We start from the raw sequence: 18,270 nt of genomic DNA on the forward strand, positions 1-18,270 counted from the left end.
GGGGCCGGTCGCCACGGAGGCGGCCGTCATCGCGCGGCCGCGCCGGTCGCCGTCGCCACCAGGCGCAGATAGAACGTGCCGAGCATGCCCTGCAGGCCGAGGGCCGCCACCGTCAGCGCGAGCCCGGCCGCCGGCAGCGCGGCCGGCGCGCCGAGGCGCGGCGACCAGCCCGGCCACGGCGCCGTCACCCGCGTCATCCCGGCGGCGTCGTGGCCACCCGTCGCCGTCACGACCAGGACGCCCAGGACGACCGCCGCCACCAGGCCGGTGGCGAACAGTGTGCTTCCCAGGAACCCGCCCCGCCCAGGGGTCAGCGGCCAGCGGACCAGCCGGGGCGGGCGCTGGCCCGGCATGCGCCAGCCGACCCGGCCGTGATGCGCGTCGGCGAACGCGCCGAGCAGCACGAGCTGCCCGCCGACCAGCGCGGCGAGCACGCAGATGAGCGTGCCGTACCAGCCGTACGGCTCGGACGCCCCCTGGATGCCTGGATCGCCGGTCACGCGCGCCGGGTCGGTCACGGCGGCGACCAGCAACGACGCCTGCCCGAGCAGGCCCAGCGCCAGCAGCAGCAGGCCGGGCAGGACGAACAGGTGACGCGGCGCGAGCAGCAGCATGAAGCGCAGGTGCCGCCAGCCGTCGCGGACGGAGTCCAGCTTGGAGGCGCCGACCCGGGGGTGGTAGGTGATCGGGATCTCCACGCAGCGCAGCTCGGCGCGGGCCGCCGCCACCACGATCTCGGAGGCGAGCTCCATCCCCTCGCTGCGCAGCGCCATCCTGGTGTAGGCGTCGCGAGTGAAGGCCCGCATGCCGGAATGGGCGTCCGAGGCCCGCACCCCGAACAGCCGGTTGAGGATCGCGGTGAGCACCGGGTTGCCGATGTAGCGGTGCAGCCAGGGCATGGCGCCCGGCAGGATCTGCCCGCCCAGCCGGGAGCCGAGCACGTAGTCCGCCTCGCCGCGCAGCAGTGGGGCCACGAGGGCGTCGATGGCGGTGAAGTCGTAGGAGCTGTCCGCGTCGCCCATGACGATGATCCGGCCGCGGGCGGTCGCGAAGCCCGTGAGGTAGGCGTTGCCGTAGCCACGGCGCCGCTCGGCCACGACCCGGGCGCCGGCGGCGGTGGCGCGGGCGGCGGAGGAGTCGGTCGAGCCGTTGTCGACGACGACCACCTCCCCGGGCAGGCCGAGCCGAGACAGCCCCGCCCGTGCCGCCCGCACGCAGTCGCCGACCGATGCCTCCTCGTTCAGGCAGGGCATCACGACCGACACCTCGACCCGGCTCGTGTCGCCACGCGCGGCGCCGCGGCCGTGCCGAGAGGAGCTCGCGCGGGAGGGATGGCCGTTGCCGGGGGTGTGACCGCCCGGGGAGCCGGGATGGCCCGCGGCCGCCGGCCGGTCGGCGACGGCCGTGACAGTGGCGTGACCGCCGGCCGTCAGGGCGGGGTCGAGCTGGCTGGCGGCCGCCTGGCTCGCGGTTTCCGAGCCAACGGCTGTCGAGCCAACGGCTGCCGGGCTGGCGGGCGCCGGGCCGCTGACCGCCGTGCTCTCGGCGTGGCCGCCGCCGGGCGGGCGGACGTCGGCCCAGCCGGAGCCGCTCGCCGACTCGGCATCCTGACTGGTGGTGGAGGTTGGGCGGACGGCATCCACGGGTTCGTCCTCCACCGTCCCTCTCCCTGCCGAGGACGAAGCGCCCCAGGCCGACGCTCGCGGCGACGTGCGCCGCATACCGAGGGCATCCCCCGTGACGCGCCCCACCTCGGCCGGCGCCCCCATTCTCGCCGGGTGCCCGAAGGTCTCGCAGGGCGGCAGGTCAGTAACCTACCGTTTGCGCGTGCCGCGTCCGGGACCGGCGTCCCGTCCGCCCGGTGGCGGCGTGCTGGACACCGAAACCGGTCGGCGGTCGCGCTGACGCCGTGCCATGGCCGCCGGCCGGGGCGCCGAAGCTCCCTCGAGGGCCCATCGGTGGGGGCGCTCGCGGCGGCCGCCGGTGAGTCCGCGGGGGTGTCTGGTTGGCGACGTCCCGGGCCTGGTACGGGGTCTTTGCGATGAAGGCGGGAAGTTCCCCGGTTCGTGCCGTTGTGGTCCCCCTGTTGGCTACTCTCGGTGAAGAATCCGGGGCGAGTGCGCCCGTTCGGATACCCTCCGCGACCATCCGGGGTCCTGGTTTGCGCCGATATGGAACCTGCCATGTAAACACGCCGAGGCCGTAGTCAGCAGGTCGTTGTGACTGCTGTAACCGGTAGGCGTAACGTCTGGTGCCCGTGCAGGTGAGTTCTTCTCAGCAGGCGGCGCGGGCGGGCGCCGCCGGGTCCGACGGCATCGTCGGACCAGCTTCTGCCCACGGTTCCGAACCCACATCGGGCGACGGCACCGAGAGCGACGCCCACAGCGACCCTCTTCAAACGGGCCGCTGTTGCCAGCACCAGCCGATCTGTCCGAACGCGGACGCCGCCGACCGGGACGCGGCGCGGATGGTACGCACCCATCCAGACCAGGGCTGGAGCCTTCTCTGCAACGGGGTGATCCTCTTCGAGGACACCGGCGAGATCCTCCCCACCGGACGCACGGTGGAACCCCGCCGCGGCCCAGTGAGGTACGGCCCCGCGCGTGTCCCGCGGCCGGCGGCCCCGCGCCGCGCCGGTATCCCGGCCGGGGTCTGACCCGCGTGCCGCCGCGGCGCCCTGGTGTGGCGTCGCGAGCGGCCACGCGCGCCGGCGGCCCGCCGCGCTGCGCCGCCAGCGCCCCCGGCGCGGGCGACGCCCCGTTCGCGATCTTCGTTGGGCCTACGCCGGAGTGGAACGTTCCGGTGGGTTAGGTGCTTGCGGCCATCCCCGGTTAGCCTGCGGACGTGGCGGAGAGTAGATGGGCGCGGCAGGTGGCCATTCGCGCGGGCAATGCCGCGCGAGGCGTGAACCCGGTGCCGGCGTCCCAGCGGAGACGCCCGGTGCGCGGCGTGGCGTCACGCGTCGGTGCCGCCGATCGCGCGGTGTTCGGGGCCGTCGCCGGAGCTCGCCCGATCGCCGACCCGCTGCTCCCTCGGCTGTCCCACGCGGCCGATCACGGCCTGTTGTGGTGGGGGGTCGCCGGCGCCCTCGGGATGACCCGGGGCCGGCGTCGCAGGGCGGCCGGACGCGGCCTGATCGCGCTCGGGCTCGCGAGCGCCGTCACCAACGGCCCCGCAAAAATGATCTTTCGGCGTGGCCGCCCCGTCAACCAGGCGGTCCCGCTCGTCCGCCGGCCACACCGCCAGCATCTGTCGTTCTCGTTCCCGTCCGGGCACTCCGCGTCCGCGGCCGCGTTCGCCACCGCCGTCGCGCTCGACGCCCCGAAGGCCGCCGCGCCGGTCGGCGCGCTCGCGGGCCTCGTCGCCTTCTCCCGGGTCTACGTCGGGGTGCACTACCCGAGCGACGTCGTCGCCGGCGCGGCCCTCGGCGCCGCCTGCGCGCTGGCGACGACGAAGGTGATGCCCCGGCGGTCGTGGGCACCCGCGCGGGGCCGTCCGGCGTCGGCCTCGGTGCCTGCCCTGCCGGAGGGCGAGGGCCTGACGGTGGTCGTCAACGCCAGCTCGGGGTCGGGTGCGTGGCTGGGCCAGGGGCCCGACGTCGCCGCGCGGTTAAGGGCCGAGCTGCCGCTCGCGAAGGTCGTCGAGGTCGGGCCGCACGACGACCTCGAGGAGGAGCTGGACGAGGCCGCCGCCTCCTGCCTGGTGCTCGGCGTCGCGGGCGGTGACGGCACGGTCAGCGCGGCCGCCGCCAGGGCGCTCGCCCACGGCCTGCCGCTCGCCCTGTTCCCGGTCGGCACGCTGAACCACTTCGCGGCGGACCTGGGCCTCGCGACCGGCATCGCCGACACGGCGCGGGCCGTCCGCGAGGGCAGCGCCGTCGCCGTCGACGTCGGTCGTCTCGAGGGGATCGACGCCGCCGGCGAGCGGTTCGAGGGGGTGTTCCTCAACACCGCCAGCCTGGGTGGCTACGCCCACATGGTCGCGATCCGGGAACGGCTCGAGAAGCGGTTCGGGAAATGGCCCGCCATGGTCGTGGCGCTGGCCTGGGTGCTGCGCAACGACCCCCCGATCGAGGTGGACATCACCGCCTTCGACCCCACTGGCCCGACGCGTGCCCGTACCCGCTCGCGCACCGCCCGCCGAGGCGTGAAGGACGCCCCGCTGGGCGTGGGATGGCCGGTGACCGCCTCCGCGCCGACCGGTCTGGAGCGGCGCCGGCTGTGGCTGCTCTTCGTCGGCAACGGGAACTACCGCCCGTCCGGGTTCGCCCCGACATACCGGTCGCGGCTCGACGAGGGCCTTCTCGACCTGCGCCTCGTCGACGGCGTCAGCCCGTTCGCCAGGGCGCGGCTCGTCGTCGCCGTCCTCACGGGCCAGCTGCGGCGCAGCCGGGTCTACGAGAAGCGGACGGCCGTCCGGATCCAGGTCTCCGCCGCCGGCCCCCGACCGGATGGGCGGCAGGGCCGGAGGTCCCGCCGGGGCGCGGACGCGACCGAGCCCGCGAGGACGCTCCCGTTCGCCCGCGACGGCGAGGTCACGGACGGTGTGCGAAGTATCACCATCATGCCCAACGGGGCCCGCCTGGTCGTCTACCGGCCGGACTAGACCGCCCGGCTGGCTCCCCATGCGGTGCCAGCGCGAGCCTGAGATCGTCCCGTCCGTCCGGCCGGGCGGTCTGTCCGTCCGGCTCGTCCGGCCCGCCCGTCCGGGACAGAGCCCGGAGGGCGCCCCACGCCTCCCACGCCTCCCACGCCTCAGTGGACGGGGTGGTCCTGCAGAGGGATGAGAGCGGTGAGGGGAGTCGTCAGGCGGGCGCACAGGACCGGGTCGAGAAGGTCCTCGACCAGCAGCGCGCAGGCCAGGTCGGCGCAGAGCTCCATGACGCGGGCCTCCGCCGACGGGTCCTGGGCGAGCAGCGCGCCGTCGCCGCGGCAGTCCTGGCAGGGACGCCAGAACCCCTCGGCGGCGCTGCGGCGGACCAGCGTCCACACCCGGCGCCGGCCGGTGAGCACGGCGGTGCCGAAGGCGGCATCCATCGCCTCCTGATGGTCGGACTCGTCGCGGGTCAGCGCGGTCACCAGCAGGCCCTCGAAGACCTCGGAACTGCGCGGGTCATGGCAGCGCACGGCGAGCCTCGGCAGCGCGGCGAGCACCCGTTTGACGTCCGCGGCGGACGGGCCCAGATCGGGTTCGTGTGAACGGACCCGTGGGTAGACCATGCGCCATGGGCGCATCAGGCCGGCGTACTCCGAGCGCGACAGGATCGGGCGGGCGTAGGCCGCGGCGAGCGCGTCGCGCATCGAGCGCAGCGCCGTCGCGGTGACGGACGGGTCGACCGTGACGTACTCGGCGCCGGAGAGGTCATCGGCGTAGATGGCCGAGAGGGCGTCGAACGCGGCCAGCACCTCGACGACCAGGGGCGACTCGGGCGAGAGCGCCCGGTCCCTGGCGACGGCGAGCGCCGGGGAGTTGCGCCACTCGGCGGCCAGCTGGGCCAGCTCGCCGTCGGAGGTGTGGACCAGCTGGGCGAGGATGCCCAGGATGCCCCGCAGGTTCGGGTGCTCCTCGAGCCGTTCGATGCGGCGGGCGCGAAGGATCATGCGGCCGCTCCGGTGGCCGTACGGGCGGCGCCTGGCGCGGCCCTTCCCGCTCCCCTGTGGCCCAGGGCACAGAAGTGCTCCTGGCCAACCCAGGGCGCGGGACCCCCGTTGATCTTTGCTGGCGCAAAGATCAACGGAGAAGCGTGCGTCACGCCAGCCTTCACGTGGTCCTCCTCGCCATAGGCGCTTCCCCGTCGAGCGCTTTCGCCGCGGATGCGTACAACCTCACCGCCGGGCACGCGGGCACGCACCGACGGCGCGGTGGGGACGCGACCATGCCTGCCGGCTGATGACCGGCCGGCCCGGGCCGCGTCGCTGACGCCCGCCGCTCCAGTGCCCCCGAGCGTTCTCGCCCCGGGTGGGCACTGGGCTGTCTCTTCCAGTGCGGCCAGGGACTGCGCCGCCAGTGAACACTGAGCGTCAACCTCGTCAGCGTAGTGCCACGTCGATGTCATCGCACCCAAACAGGCGGACTGCCTCGTCTCTGGACCATCCAGGCCTATCGGAGCGGATGGACTAGCGCGTCCCACTGCCCGACGGATACTCATAGTAGCCAATGCTGGCGGGGGTGGGTTGGAGTCGACCAGTGGCACTGGTTATGAATGCTGTCGGCGTATGTCCAGGGACCCTTCGTGGCCAGTGCTTCCAGCGATGGTGACGATCTATGCCGTCCTGGCCACTGTGGGCCGGTAGACGCCCCGCTGATCCAGCGCCGAGTGTCGCCCGTGGTGCCCGTGGATGCCGGGCGCTGGGATACCGAGGTGCCGGGCGGCCCGGGCCGGCTGGGGCGAGCGGGTCGCCACCAGCCGGCCCGGGCCGGGCGTTCGTTCCTCTGACCCGTGTCAGCCGGAGATGGGCCGCTCGTCGGCCTCGCCGTCCGGGGTACCGGCGACCGTGGAGGAGCTGCGCAGGTCGTAGCGGGCGATCGCCTCCTCGACGACGCTCGCCTTGATCTCACCGGTGCGTACCAGCGACTCCAGCGTCGCCACCACGATCGACTCGGCGTCGACGTTGAAGTGGCGGCGCAGCGCGGCGCGGGTGTCCGAACGGCCGAAACCGTCCGTACCCAGCGAGGTGTAGGGCTGCGGCACCCAGCGGGCGATCTGGTCCGGCACCGCCCGCATCCAGTCGCTCACCGCGACCGCCGGGCCGGGCGCGCCGGCCAGCATCCGGGCGACGAACGGCACGCTCTCCGGCTGCTCCGGGTTGAGCAGGTTCGCGCGCTCCGACTGCAGCGCGTCCCGGCGCAGCTCGTTCCACGAGGTCACCGACCACACGTCGGCGGCCACGCCGTAGTCGGCGGCGAGCATCTCCTGGGCCGTCAGCGCCCAGCGCATCGCCACACCACTGGCGAGCAGCTGCGCACGCGGCGCCGCCGCCCCGTCGCCGCGCTGGGCGGCCGGGGACGAGGCGGCCGGGGACGAGAGCTCCTCGGCGGCCCGGAACCGGTACATGCCCGCGATCACCTGCGCCGGGTCGATCCCGGCCGGCTCGGCGGGCTGCGGATACGGCTCGTTGTAGACCGACAGGTAGTAGAAGACGTTCTCGTCGCGCTCGCCGTACATCCGGTCCAGCGCGTCCCGGGTGATGTGCGCGATCTCGAAGCCGAACGCCGGGTCGTAGGCGACACAGGCCGGGTTCGTCGACGCGAGCAGCAGCGAATGGCCGTCCTGGTGCTGCAGGCCCTCACCGTTGAGCGTCGTGCGCCCGGCCGTGGCGCCGAGCAGGAAGCCGCGGCCCAGCTGGTCGCCGAACGCCCACATCTGGTCGCCGGTCCGCTGGAAGCCGAACATCGAGTAGAAGACGTAGACCGGGATCATGTGCTGCGCGTGCGTCGCGTACGCCGATCCGGCGGCGATGACGGAGCCCATGGAGCCCGCCTCGCTGATGCCCTCGTGCAGCATCTGGCCGAACTCGGACTCCTGGTAGGACAGGAGCAGCTCCCGGTCGACGGACTCGTACTTCTGGCCGTGCGGCGAGTAGATCTTGGCCGTCGGGAACATCGCGTCCATGCCGAAGGTGCGGGCCTCGTCCGGGATGACCGGCACGAACCGGGGGCCCATCTCCTTGGACTTCATGAGGTCCTTCAGCAGCCGGACGAACGCCATCGTCGTCGCGACCGGCTGCTTGCCCGATCCCTTGCGCAGAATGTCGAACATCGACGCCGGCGGCTGCGGCAGCGGCTTGGCGTGCACYGCCCGGCGCGGCACCGAACCGCCGAGCGTGGCCCGGCGCTCCTTCATGTACTGGATCTCCTCGGAGTCCGGGCCAGGGTGGTAGTACGGCGGGAGGTCCGCCTCCAGGGCCGAGTCCGGGATCTCCAGGTAGAGCCGGTCGCGCAGTTCCTTGAGCTCCGCCTTGGTGAGCTTCTTCATCTGGTGGGTCGCGTTGCGGCCCTCGAAGTCCTTGCCCAGCGTCCAGCCCTTGATGGTGTGCGCGAGAATCACCGTCGGCTGACCCGCGTGCTCCGTSGCGGCCTTGTAGGCGGCGTACAGCTTGCGGTAGTCGTGGCCACCGCGGGAGAGCTTGCGCAGGTCGTCGTCGGAGAGGTCGGCGACCATCCGGCGCAGCCGTGCGTCCGAGCCGAAGAAGTTCTCACGGATGTACGAGCCGGGCGACGTCGAATATGTCTGGAACTGGCCGTCCGGTGTCGTGTTCATCCGGTTCACCAGGGCGCCGTCGGTGTCCTGGGCCAGCAGCGGGTCCCAGTCGCGGCCCCAGACCACCTTGATGACGTTCCAGCCGGCGCCGCGGAACAGCGCCTCCAGCTCCTGCATGATCTTGCCGTTGCCGCGGACCGGGCCGTCGAGGCGCTGCAGGTTGCAGTTCACCACGAAGATCAGGTTGTCGAGCTCCTCGCGGGCGGCGACGCCGAGCGCGCCGATCGACTCCGGCTCGTCCATCTCGCCGTCGCCGAGGAACGCCCACACCCGGCTGCTCGACGTGTCCTTGATCTGCCGCTTCATCAGGTAGCGGTTGAACCGGGCCTGGTAGATCGCGTCGATCGAGCCGAGGCCCATCGAGACGGTCGGGAACTCCCAGAAGGCGGGCATGAGCCGCGGGTGCGGGTACGAGGAAAGACCGCCGGGAACGCCCTCACGGCGGAACGCGTCCAGCTGCGCCTCGGTGAGCCGGCCCTCGAGGAAAGCGCGCGCGTAGATACCGGGGGAGGCATGCCCCTGAAAGAAGATCTGGTCGCCGGAGGAGCTGCCGGGCGAGCTGGTCAGATGATCCTTACCGGCGAAGAAATGGTTGAACCCGACCTCGTAGAGGCTCGCGCTCGACGCATACGTGGCGATATGACCGCCGACGTTGTACTCCGGCCGGTTGGCCCGGCTGACCATGATGGCGGCGTTCCACCGGATATAGGMACGGATGCGCCGTTCCACATGCTCGTCGCCGGGGAACCAGGGCTCCTGCTCGGGCGAGATCGTGTTGATGAAGTCCGTGCTGGTCAGGGACGGTACGCCCACCGCGTTGGCACGGGCTCGTTCCAGGAGTTTGAGCATGAGGAAACGGGCGCGTCCCCGCCCCTGCTCGGCTATGACGGCGTCGAGGGACTCGAGCCATTCGCTGGTTTCCGACGGATCGACGTCGGGCAGCTGGCTTGGCAGTCCGTCGGTGATGACCGAGAACTTCCGGTTACTGTCCTGTGCCACTTTCCTCTGCTCCTAGCCCTCGGGTGATGGCCATCCCAGGCAGGTCGTGCCTGGGCGGACATGCTGACGCCATGGTGCTCCGTCCCGTCAGGGACGTCACGCACACCCCGGTTAACGCCGAGTTCCGCCACGTCGACTGTGACGAACGTCAACGAAACTGTGCAGCGAAATCAACGCCCGCCGCGCACCACCGTATGCCCTGGCGCGCCGGCACCCACCCGCCTCGTCCGGGTGTGGCGGCGCGCGGCCGGGGACGCTTCGCGCCCCGCCGCTGTGCCCGCCTGTCGGGCGTTGGGCGCCCTCACGGGTGGTGCCCGGGCGAGGCGTGTGGCCGTGGCTGGTGTGGTGCCGGGCCGAGGAGATGGCTGGCCTGGCGCCGCGCCGATGCGCTGTCATCTTCTGTGCCGAGTTTCGCTGTTCGGTCGCGCGCGCTGGCCGGCGATGATGCGCGGCATGGAGACGACCACGATCTCGGTACGGACCGGGCGCAGCGACCGGGTGCACGACCTGACTGGGGAGGCGGACCGGTTCGTCGCCGGCCGCGGGGACGGGCTGCTGTCGGTCTTCGTGCCGCACGCCACGGCGGGTGTCGCGATCCTCGAGCTCGGGTCCGGCAGCGACGAGGACCTGCTCGCCGCCCTCGCCGACCTGCTGCCCGCCGACGGCCGCTGGCGGCACGCGCATGGCAGCGCGGGACACGGGCGCTCGCACGTCATGCCGGCGTTCATCCCGCCGTCGCTGACCGTGCCGGTGCTCGGAGGCCGTCTCGCCCTCGGGACCTGGCAGTCGATCGCCCTGGTCGACCTGAACGTGGACAACCCCGACCGGACCGTCCGTTTCTCTTTTCTCTCCGCCTGACGTCGTTTCTGTCGGGCCTGCCAGGTCCTTCAGGCTGATGTCGTCGCCGGCCGGGCGGCCACTCGTCGCCGGCTGGCGGGGGCGGCGCGTCGGGTTGTCAGGGTGTCAGGGTGTCGGGGTGTCGCGCCAGCCATACGTCCGCCCATACGTCCGCGCCAGCCGTACGTCCGCGCCAGCCGTACGTCCGCGCCAGCCGTACGTCCGCGCCAGCCGTACGTCCGCGCCAGCCGTACGTCCGCGAGTGCGCCGATAGGCGGGTTCGCGATGGGCACCGGTGCCCCGGAGGCGCCCCGGGAATGGGACGCTGCCCGTTGCTGGGAAGGAACGGGACGGGCAGCCGGTGGCGCTCCCTTTACGCCGAGTCAAGACGCCGCGCCCTGGTCGGGTTCGTCCGGTTGAGGTGCCATAGAACGGACGGCATACACCTGGTTGTCCACAACCAGCGGCGTGGCACTTGCGTTGTCACCGCATGGTCCGGTGGACTTAGGTCACGGCGGGGCTCACGGCCGGCATGGCCGTGAGTTTGTCCGACCGGGACGCGCGGGTTTACGCTCGCCCGTCAGGCATACGAGCAGGAGGTAGCGGAGGGTGAGTCCGACCGCGGCGAACGCCGAGGGTCAGCGACGTGCGGAGCGTCTGGGGGTCGTCGCCGGAACCATGGTGCAGTCCATCAACGAGGACGACGACATCGCCGGCGACCTGCTGGAGGCTGTCGTCGCCGCCAGTGGTACCGAGCTTGTGCCKGAGGACTCCGACGACGTCGTCGACATCGTGTTGCTGTGGTGGCGAGACGATGACGGTGATCTTGCCAACGCGCTTATCGATGCTCGGCGTCAGCTCTCCGACCAGGGGATCATCTGGCTGCTGACCCCGAAGTCCGGGCGTCCTGGCCATGTCGAACCGAGCGACATCCTCGACGCGGTGCCGACCGCCGGCCTCGTGCAGACGAGCACGGTCAACGTCGCTCAGGAATGGGCCAGCATGCGCCTCGCCGCCCCCAAGTCCCAGCGCGTCCGGCACCGATAGCACCACGGCGGCTGGCTTCACCGCGGCGCGAAGGCAACGCGTCGCGGGCGCGGGGTGTGGGCGGATCTAGCCCGCGCCCCGCGGCCATGCGCGTCGCGTCAAGGTGCGGGCGCGCCACGGCACGGTCACCACCAAGGTGGTGTCAGCGCGCCTGCATACCTGGCATCCCCGGGCTATGGCGCCCGCTCGCCCAAGGTGATAGGTCCGGCCACCGCTTGGGCCGGTCTGCCGATCAGGCCCCGAGCGGCACCTGCTGGCCCTCGACGGCCGCGGGGTAGCGGGACCAGATCTTGTTGATCTCCAGCTGGAGGAACAGCGGGCCGAAGCCGATCAGGAACAGCAGGAACGCGAGACCGATGCTCACCTCGGGCACGCCGGCCGCGCGCTGTGCCTGCGCCGTCCGCCCGCACAGCCGCCACACGGCCACGAACGGCGGTACGAGCAGGATCGCGCCGAACGTGCATGCCAGAACCGACATGACCGGGTTGACGGCGATCCGACGGTCGTACTGGCTCAGCTCGCGGTTCGTCTTGTAGATCCAGACCAGGCCGTAGATCCCCAGCGTGATCAGAGGAAGACCCAGCCATACGGCGACTGGGTTGCGGTGCTTGCCCAGCACCCCCCAACCAGCCCCCGCCGACGCGTCCGGCTCTGGCCGATGAGGTGGCGCCCACTGTGGTGTCGCACCTGGGTTCGTCACTGGATCCCCGTCCCTCCGCGCGGCCGGCCGGCCGCCGGCCGCGCTCAGAGTAGCGCCGATGGGGCCATCTGACCGCAATTGCACGCTCGCGGCGGAACGCCGCGTCTCCCGTCACGGCCCTGTCGCCACGGCGCCTGTCGCCACGGCGCCACGGCGCCGCGTCGCCGCCGGCGCGAGTCCGCCGGCCGTGCGCGGGGGGACCGTAGCCGATGGGATCCGCCACGCGGCCCAGGTACGCCCCGAAGGCGGCAACGGTGCGATGAGCCGGTCCCGGAGCGATGGCATGCTGGGGTCAGCACGCGCGTCCGCGCACAGGCCATGACCGGAGGATGATCACGTGACCGTCGATGTCGGCGCCGTCGCCCCCGACTTCTCGCTCAAGGACCAGAACAACGAGGTCGTGACCCTGTCCGACTTCCGGGGGCGGCGCAACGTCGTCCTGATCTTCTACCCCCTCACGTTCACCGGCGTCTGCCAGGGCGAGCTGTGCTCCGTCCGCGACGACCTGGGCTCGTTCCAGAACGACGACGTGCAGGTCCTCGCCGTCTCGGTCGACTCGGCCTTCGCGCACAAGGTGTGGGCCACGGACCAGGGCTACGAGTTCCCGCTGCTCGCCGACTTCTGGCCGCACGGCGAGGTAGCGAAGTCGTTCGGCGTCTTCGACGAGGCGAAGGGCATCGCCGTGCGCGGCACCTTCGTCATCGACAAGGAGGGTGTCGTGCGCTGGAAGGTCGTCAACGGCATCCCCGACGCCCGCGACCAGGCCGAGTACCTCAAGGCGCTGGCTGCCCTGTAGGACCCCGAGGCAGGCAGGCGGCGAACGGTACCCGGGCGGGGTGGATCGTCGTGCCGTGTTATCGCTGTCACATCCGCCAGACCGACCCGGCCCGCGGGGCAAGCCCGTGGAGCCGGGCGGTCATCGGTGGTGACCAGGTTCTCATCTGCCCGGACTGCCAGCGCGAGCCCAACTGGCGGCAGGCGTTCGACAACTGCGCCGCGTGCGGCTCGACGCACCTGACCAAGGCCCTCGGCCTGGTCGTGTGCCGAGACTGCGGCACCCGCGCCGACCCGGCCCGCGAGGCGGCTGGCCCGAGGGACCCGGTCCGTCCCGGCCTGGCGTGTCCGGGCACAGCTCACGCGGATCCTTCAAACGAGGCGGTTCGGGACGAAGCGGGAACCGGCAGGTCGATCATGACCGGCACGGCGGGCACTGTGGGCGTGTCAGGCACGGCGGATGCGTTGGTGCCCGGCCTGCTCGCCAGCGCGATCCCGTCGCCGGCCGGCGAACCGGAAGCGGATCTGGCGGGCCACGGCCAGCCCGGGGCCGCGCCCGCGGGTGCCGAGCCGGGCCTGCCGGCCGGGTCCGACCTCACGGCGGACGTCGAGGCCGCCCTGGCACGGATGTTCGGCCGTGGGCCCGGCGGGACCTCCACAGCCGCCCGCCGTCCCCGGGAGGCCGGCGACCGATAAGATCACAACGCCGGCAGCCCCCTCCGGGTACGTCCTTGCGTACTCTGGCTGGACTCCCGGGCGTGTAGCTCAGCGGGAGAGCTCTCGCCTTACAAGCGAGCGGTCGCAGGTTCGATCCCTGCCACGCCCACGCGCGATCCGGGCTTGCTGTGTTCGATGACCTTGCGGTCATCTTCCCGGGCTTTCGCGTCATGCCTGCCCAGGGGGAGACGCCGTGGGACCCCGTGGTCCGGGGTTTCGCCCTGCGACACTCCCCGACCACGGTTCCGCCGGCCGCGGGTGCTGGGTCGGGATGCCCTTGCAGTGTGCGCGACGGAGCTGCCCGGCTGGCCCGGCAGTTGCGGCGCGCTGGGCATTCTGCCCGAATGCTTGGGCGGAAGGGGCCATCCAGACCCCTCACCATGCGCCCATGAACGGCACTCCACAGCCCTCTGAATCTGCCATGGGAGAACCACTCCCGAGTTCCCGGAATATCGTTTCCGCGCGAGGTGCGCGGGTTTCTAGTGCGGCGGGTTCTTGGCCTCGCCGTAGGCGGCCGTCCCGGGCCGGCAGCCCCACTCATTCGGGTTCGCAAGAACAGTGGGCTCGCTCCAGACCTCGACCAGATCGGGCCCCATCGTCGGAGCAGCCCTACGGCGGATCTCGATATTCGGATTAACCAGCGCGCGGCCCAGCAGACAGACGGGCGTCGCGTACGGCACGGTCGATGAGCCGGCTGCTACCGAGACTCCGACGACGCCACCGACCTCGGTTACCTCGATGACGATCCCTGGGTCGGGGAACGCCCTCGCCAACTCAGCGCGGACGGGGTCGAGATTGTCGTCGTGAGAAGCGGCGAGGTTGGTGAGGATTGTTCTGAGCCGGGCGTCCGCCTCATCAGGCAGCTTGGGCACGGGCGTTTCGGGCGGCAACACAATTGGTTGGAAATCCGGGCAGGAGACGGTGACGGGACCCGCTGGCACCGGGCTGTTTTCCCAGGTGTAGCCGTAGCAACGCGTCGTCTCGCTGTGCTGCTCGCCGAAGACGATCTCGTCCCGGTTGGTGTAGATCTCGTGGATGCGCAGTACGATCGCGCCGTTGTGCCCGCCGCCGTCGGCCCGCATGACGTCGATGGTCGTCGCGTATTCAGATCCATCGCCTCCGGCAGAGCCGGTCACGGTGCGAGCCCGGTCGGCCGAGGTCGCGTTGGGGAAACGCCCCATTACGGTCTCCGCGTTGCGCGCGTGTCGGTCGGCCGCCTTTTCCGCGTTACTCGGGCCTAGGGCGCAGGCGGAGATGACGGCACTGGAGAGGGCTCCGAGTGCTACGGCTGTTCTCGTCGTCCGCCGACGTCGATGGTCGACGACGTGTCGGCTCTTGCGGGGTGGCGACCCGCACTGGTCGAGCGGACCGGTTCCGCTGACGTACGCCCGGCGGCTGTACCAAGCCGCGCTCGCCTGGCCAGGGATGCTCCGCGGCAGCGGCCGATCGTCTACCTGGCTCGATGACCGCCCTACCCGCGTGGGATTCGACACGTTCCTCATGTTCACCGGTTCGCGGCGCACATGGAAGTGCCTAAATGCTCAACCACCGCATGYGGTATCTGAGTACCTTCGTTCAGCTGGACCGGTGAACTTCGCGCCGCGTGGTTCCTGAAGCGAAGGGCGTCGCACCACGGACGTCTCCCACCTAGCGGGACAGCCGGCGAATGATTCCAGTAGATCAGAGCCRTGTATGCTGCTGCTGGCAGCACTAGTGCCAGCCGCCAGCTCACGATCGCTATCCAAGCACCTGTGATAGCCACRAAGAAAGCCAGGCCGAGCAGCAAGCCGAACTGCATGCCTAGCCTTTTCCTGTGTATCCGCCGTACAGGACCGAGACCTGCATCCGCGGCCAGCCTCAACAGTGATCGGCGCGTGCGCGTCGTCCGCAAGCCATCGCTCCCTATTCGTGATGCTTGCGAACAATATACAGGTAACCGGTCTGGTTCGATAGCGTCGACATTGGCTTGGGCGGCGTCAACGTGACCCCTGCTCACCATGTCTCCACTGGGGTCCTGGGGCGCGGACGAGCGCGTTCTACCCACTGAGCAGCGCATTCGACTAGGTCTGACTCGGCGACAGGTAGCCGAGTCCACGAGCATGTCTCCTGCAAGAGTCTGACGCACCACTGCGTACTGGGCGGCGGAGGCGTGTAGCGCTACACCCGCCGCTGCACCCTCCACCCGTCCCACGCTGCATCGACAGCTCGACGTAGCGGGTAGCGGTCGGGCAGCGAAACACGCCGAAACGGCTCCTGTGAGGACCGCCGCCCCGAGTCCGGCCGCTACTCGCTACCGGCCGCAGGCCCGACAGGGCTGGAGCAGCTCCGTATCCTCGCCGATGAGGAACCGGTGGTGCGGTCCGGGAAGGTCTCCGGGCACCTGGTTACTCAAAGTCAGCGCACTTCCGACTGCAAACGCTCCGCATGCAACAGCAAGTGGCCAATGCGGCGACGATCGATGGGTGAGTGCTCGCGGATGCAAGCGAACGCTTGCGTCAGCAAGCGGAGTGTCGCGCCTGTCGATCTCCGCTGTTATCCTTGAGCCGAAGACAATTCGCCTGTTGTGTCGTCGCTCGCGCACGAGGTGCGAAAAGGCTGGTCGGGACAGCGCTTGGAGGCTTCGGCCTGACAAGCGAGCAGTCGCAGGTTCGATCCCTGCCACGCCCACACCCACTGCAGCATCAGGAGACTTGGCTGTCTGCGTCTCTGGGCGCGAGGGCGCGCCGCTGGAGAGCACTCTTCGTTTCCGACTTTTAATTGATCTTGCCTCGTATATGCCCGCCGATTTAGCTGATCTGTCCGGTGCGGGACGAAACGGGTGGCAGTGGCCCGGCAACGCCGGCTCGCGGCGTAACGCCGTGATTGCGCGCTGTGGCGTGCCCGGCTGCGCCGGCCCTCGCGACCTTGTCGACGGTGCGTGAGGCTGGTCGGCCAGGTTCGATGCCAGCCCGACCAACCCGATGCATCTGCTTTTTCTRATGAAGGACCTGCGTAAGGCATTGGGGACGAGCTAAAGCCGGACGGCTTGGTATCTCGGCTGGCTGTGATCGCGGTTGCCGGCCGCACCAGCCGAGCGAAGGCGACCGTCCGGCAGCACCGCCCGGTGTGCCAGTCCGTCGCCCGGGCGGCGCCGGTGCCTATTCCTGTTCGCCGATTCCGGCGTTGGGCCCACGGCCGCGGACCCGTTGGACGTTCACGAGTGACTCCTTGAGCTCGTCGAGCCAGTCCCCGGTGTGGCGTTGCACCAGTCGAACGCACCAGAGCAGGGCGTCGCTGCGGCTTCGTGCCACACCGCCCTCGACGAGCAGGTCGAGCACCTGCCGTTCGGGCTGACGCAGCCTGGTCATCACCGGCGCGGAGACGTTGCTGTAGAGCCCGCGGGTGCCGCCGCACTCCACGCCCCAGGACACCTTCCGCCCGAACTTCGCCTCGGCCTCCCGGGCCACCTCCATCCGATCCTCGCGGGTGCGCTCCCGGAACTCCGCTACGCGGCCCTCGACAGCGGCGCGCCGTTCCGTGTCGGACACGCCCTCGGCGAGCTCAGGCGCCTCGATCCGGCCGACCACGGTGATCTCCTCGCGATCGACCGTCACCTCCACCAGCTCCTGGAACAGGGCCACCGGCAGACGGCCGGTGAACCAGCCACGTACTTCTTCTGTAATCATGTAATCAACCATACCTCGCAACAGGCCAGCGATGCCCGATGAACTCCGATCTGGCTGAGAGAGCCGCCAAGCGCGGCCCGGACCCGGCTCGGCGACGTGGCGGTGCTCAACCAGGTCGTCACCGACGTCGACCGTCACGGCGACGACTGGTGGCTCAGAGAGCTGCTGGCCGCGTTGGCCGAGCACCAGGCCGGTAGGCGGCTGGACCGGGTACCGGGCTGACGGCCGTCACAGGCCGCCTGCTGAGCCGCGCTGGTGTGCGGTTGGCCGGTAGATGGCGAACAGCCGGGACACCTGACCGGGTCCAGCGTCGCCGGCGGCCTGGACCGGTGCGGCGCTCACTATCCGTCAGTCCCGGTAACGAGCGGGCGGCGGCACGGGCGCCGGGCGCTTCAGGTCCTTCAACAGGCGCTGGTTGTAGATCCTGGTCCAGGTGCCATCCTGTGCGGCCGCCGCGAGCACGCCGTTGACGAACCGGGTGAGTTCCGGGTGCGCCTTGCTTATGGCGGCGGCCACCGGCACGTCATCGGGTCCCTGACCGACGATTTCGGTCTCCGGGTCCTGCGCGGCCATTCCGGCCAGCACGATCTCGTCGTTCACCACGGCGTCGACGGAGCCGTTCTGCAACGCCACGAGGCATTCGGCGACGGTGGAGACCGGTACCGGGACGGGCTGTGACGGCGCGTCGACGACCCGTTGGATCGACGTGGTGCCGCTGGCCGCGCAGACCCGGCGGCCGCCGAGGTCCTCCAGCCCGCGGAAACCCGACCCGCGCTGGACAAGGACCGCTTTGGAGGTGCGGAAGTAGACGGACGAGAAGTCCACCTGCGTCAGCCGGTCGCAGGTGACGGTGATCGTCGCGGTGGTCATGTCGACCTTCCCGCTCCGCACCGAGGAGATCCGCTCGGCCGCGGTCAGGGCGTGGAACTTCACGTGCTCGTCCACGTCCACGGGGCCGAAGATCGCCGCCGCGACCAGCTTCGCGACGTCGATCTCGAAGCCCTCGAACTGGTTGGTGTCCGGAGTGAGCGAGTCGAAGGGCGGCGTGTCCGGCCGCACCCCGACCGTCAGGTATCCCCGCTTGGCGATCGTCTCGAGGTAGGAGTCGGGTGGTATCGCGCCGGGGCCCGGAAGGACAGCCGGTGGCCGCAGACTGGCGGTCAGGTCCCCGCACCCGGGCGACGCGGTGGATGCTCCGGGGACCACGAGTGCCGGCGTCGCCGGCGCCGTCATCGGTCGGGCGGCGTCCGGGAGCGGGCTCGACACGGTCC

14 protein-coding genes and 1 tRNA gene are annotated in these 18,270 nt (G+C 71.0%); 8 read left to right on the forward strand and 7 right to left on the reverse strand.

Annotated elements, in window-relative coordinates:
• Positions 1-26 precede the first annotated feature (26 nt).
• Positions 27-1,658 (reverse strand): glycosyltransferase family 2 protein, encoded by a 1,632-nt coding sequence (locus BL253_RS20125; RefSeq protein WP_241834951.1) that lies wholly within the window; start codon positions 1,656-1,658, stop codon positions 27-29.
• Between the two features lie 605 nt (positions 1,659-2,263).
• On the opposite strand from BL253_RS20125, the gene BL253_RS45855 reads away from it, so the two are divergent.
• Both BL253_RS45855 and BL253_RS20135 read left to right on the forward strand, forming a co-directional pair.
• Positions 2,264-2,656, forward strand: coding sequence for a DUF5999 family protein (locus tag BL253_RS45855; RefSeq protein WP_274535228.1), 393 nt, complete (start codon positions 2,264-2,266; stop codon positions 2,654-2,656).
• 293 nt (positions 2,657-2,949) lie between these two features.
• On the forward strand, positions 2,950-4,605 hold the full coding sequence (locus BL253_RS20135; RefSeq protein ID WP_241834953.1) for a bifunctional phosphatase PAP2/diacylglycerol kinase family protein: 1,656 nt from the start codon (positions 2,950-2,952) through the stop codon (positions 4,603-4,605).
• Positions 4,606-4,754: 149 nt separating this feature from the next.
• Here BL253_RS20135 and BL253_RS20140 read toward each other — a convergent pair whose 3' ends face one another.
• The gene (locus tag BL253_RS20140) at positions 4,755-5,600 is read right to left on the reverse strand and encodes a hypothetical protein (RefSeq protein WP_076818676.1); all 846 of its coding nucleotides are present in this window, start codon (positions 5,598-5,600) and stop codon (positions 4,755-4,757) included.
• A gap of 842 nt (positions 5,601-6,442) precedes the next feature.
• Positions 6,443-9,259, reverse strand: a complete 2,817-nt coding sequence (gene aceE, locus BL253_RS20145) for a pyruvate dehydrogenase (acetyl-transferring), homodimeric type (protein ID WP_076818677.1) — start codon at positions 9,257-9,259, stop codon at positions 6,443-6,445.
• Positions 9,260-9,712: 453 nt separating this feature from the next.
• Between aceE and BL253_RS20150 the strand changes: the two genes are divergently transcribed.
• Together BL253_RS20150 and BL253_RS20155 are read left to right on the forward strand one after the other, a co-directional pair.
• Positions 9,713-10,117, forward strand: coding sequence for a secondary thiamine-phosphate synthase enzyme YjbQ (locus BL253_RS20150; RefSeq protein ID WP_076818678.1), 405 nt, complete (start codon positions 9,713-9,715; stop codon positions 10,115-10,117).
• A gap of 588 nt (positions 10,118-10,705) precedes the next feature.
• On the forward strand, positions 10,706-11,143 hold the full coding sequence (locus BL253_RS20155) for a DUF3052 domain-containing protein (protein WP_076818679.1): 438 nt from the start codon (positions 10,706-10,708) through the stop codon (positions 11,141-11,143).
• 232 nt (positions 11,144-11,375) lie between these two features.
• On the opposite strand, the gene BL253_RS20160 is transcribed toward BL253_RS20155, so the two are convergent.
• Positions 11,376-11,762 carry a DUF4234 domain-containing protein gene (locus tag BL253_RS20160; RefSeq protein WP_076818680.1) on the reverse strand — a complete coding sequence of 129 codons (387 nt, stop codon included), beginning with the start codon at positions 11,760-11,762 and terminating at the stop codon, positions 11,376-11,378.
• 418 nt (positions 11,763-12,180) lie between these two features.
• Between BL253_RS20160 and BL253_RS20165 the strand changes: the two genes are divergently transcribed.
• The 3 genes from BL253_RS20165 (at position 12,181) to BL253_RS20175 (ending at position 13,443) form a co-directional block, all read left to right on the forward strand.
• Entirely contained in the window at positions 12,181-12,639 is a 459-nt protein-coding gene (locus BL253_RS20165) for a peroxiredoxin (RefSeq protein ID WP_076818681.1), read from the forward strand.
• A 50-nt stretch (positions 12,640-12,689) separates the two neighbouring features.
• A complete protein-coding gene (locus tag BL253_RS41200; protein WP_076818682.1) occupies positions 12,690-13,313 on the forward strand; it encodes a hypothetical protein in 624 nt (207 codons plus the stop codon).
• 58 nt (positions 13,314-13,371) lie between these two features.
• Positions 13,372-13,443: transfer RNA gene (locus BL253_RS20175), tRNA-Val, on the forward strand.
• A gap of 370 nt (positions 13,444-13,813) precedes the next feature.
• On the opposite strand, the gene BL253_RS20180 is transcribed toward BL253_RS20175, so the two are convergent.
• Both BL253_RS20180 and BL253_RS20185 read right to left on the reverse strand, forming a co-directional pair.
• A complete protein-coding gene (locus tag BL253_RS20180; RefSeq protein WP_076818683.1) occupies positions 13,814-14,515 on the reverse strand; it encodes a hypothetical protein in 702 nt (233 codons plus the stop codon).
• Between the two features lie 1,956 nt (positions 14,516-16,471).
• Complete coding sequence (locus BL253_RS20185; protein ID WP_076818684.1) at positions 16,472-16,999, reverse strand: hypothetical protein; 528 nt, start codon at positions 16,997-16,999, stop codon at positions 16,472-16,474.
• Between the two features lie 96 nt (positions 17,000-17,095).
• On the opposite strand from BL253_RS20185, the gene BL253_RS44795 reads away from it, so the two are divergent.
• Positions 17,096-17,221 (forward strand): hypothetical protein, encoded by a 126-nt coding sequence (locus BL253_RS44795; protein WP_274535227.1) that lies wholly within the window; start codon positions 17,096-17,098, stop codon positions 17,219-17,221.
• Positions 17,222-17,347: 126 nt separating this feature from the next.
• Here the strand turns inward: BL253_RS44795 and BL253_RS20190 are convergent.
• A partial coding sequence (locus BL253_RS20190) for a glutamate ABC transporter substrate-binding protein (protein WP_081438485.1) occupies positions 17,348-18,270 on the reverse strand: 923 nt, incomplete at its 5' end.

Source organism: Pseudofrankia asymbiotica (assembly GCF_001983105.1).
GTDB lineage: Bacteria > Actinomycetota > Actinomycetes > Frankiales > Frankiaceae > Pseudofrankia > Pseudofrankia asymbiotica.

What these genes read in the sequence shown, in the direction of transcription:
- BL253_RS20140 (WP_076818676.1), bottom strand. Translation starts at nt 5,600, where the DNA reads ATGATCCTTCGCGCCCGCCGCATCGAACGGCTCGAGGAGCACCCGAAC.
- BL253_RS20150 (WP_076818678.1), top strand. Translation starts at nt 9,713, where the DNA reads ATGGAGACGACCACGATCTCGGTACGGACCGGGCGCAGCGACCGGGTG.
- BL253_RS20180 (WP_076818683.1), bottom strand. Translation starts at nt 14,515, where the DNA reads ATGGGGCGTTTCCCCAACGCGACCTCGGCCGACCGGGCTCGCACCGTG.
- BL253_RS20185 (WP_076818684.1), bottom strand. Translation starts at nt 16,999, where the DNA reads ATGATTACAGAAGAAGTACGTGGCTGGTTCACCGGCCGTCTGCCGGTG.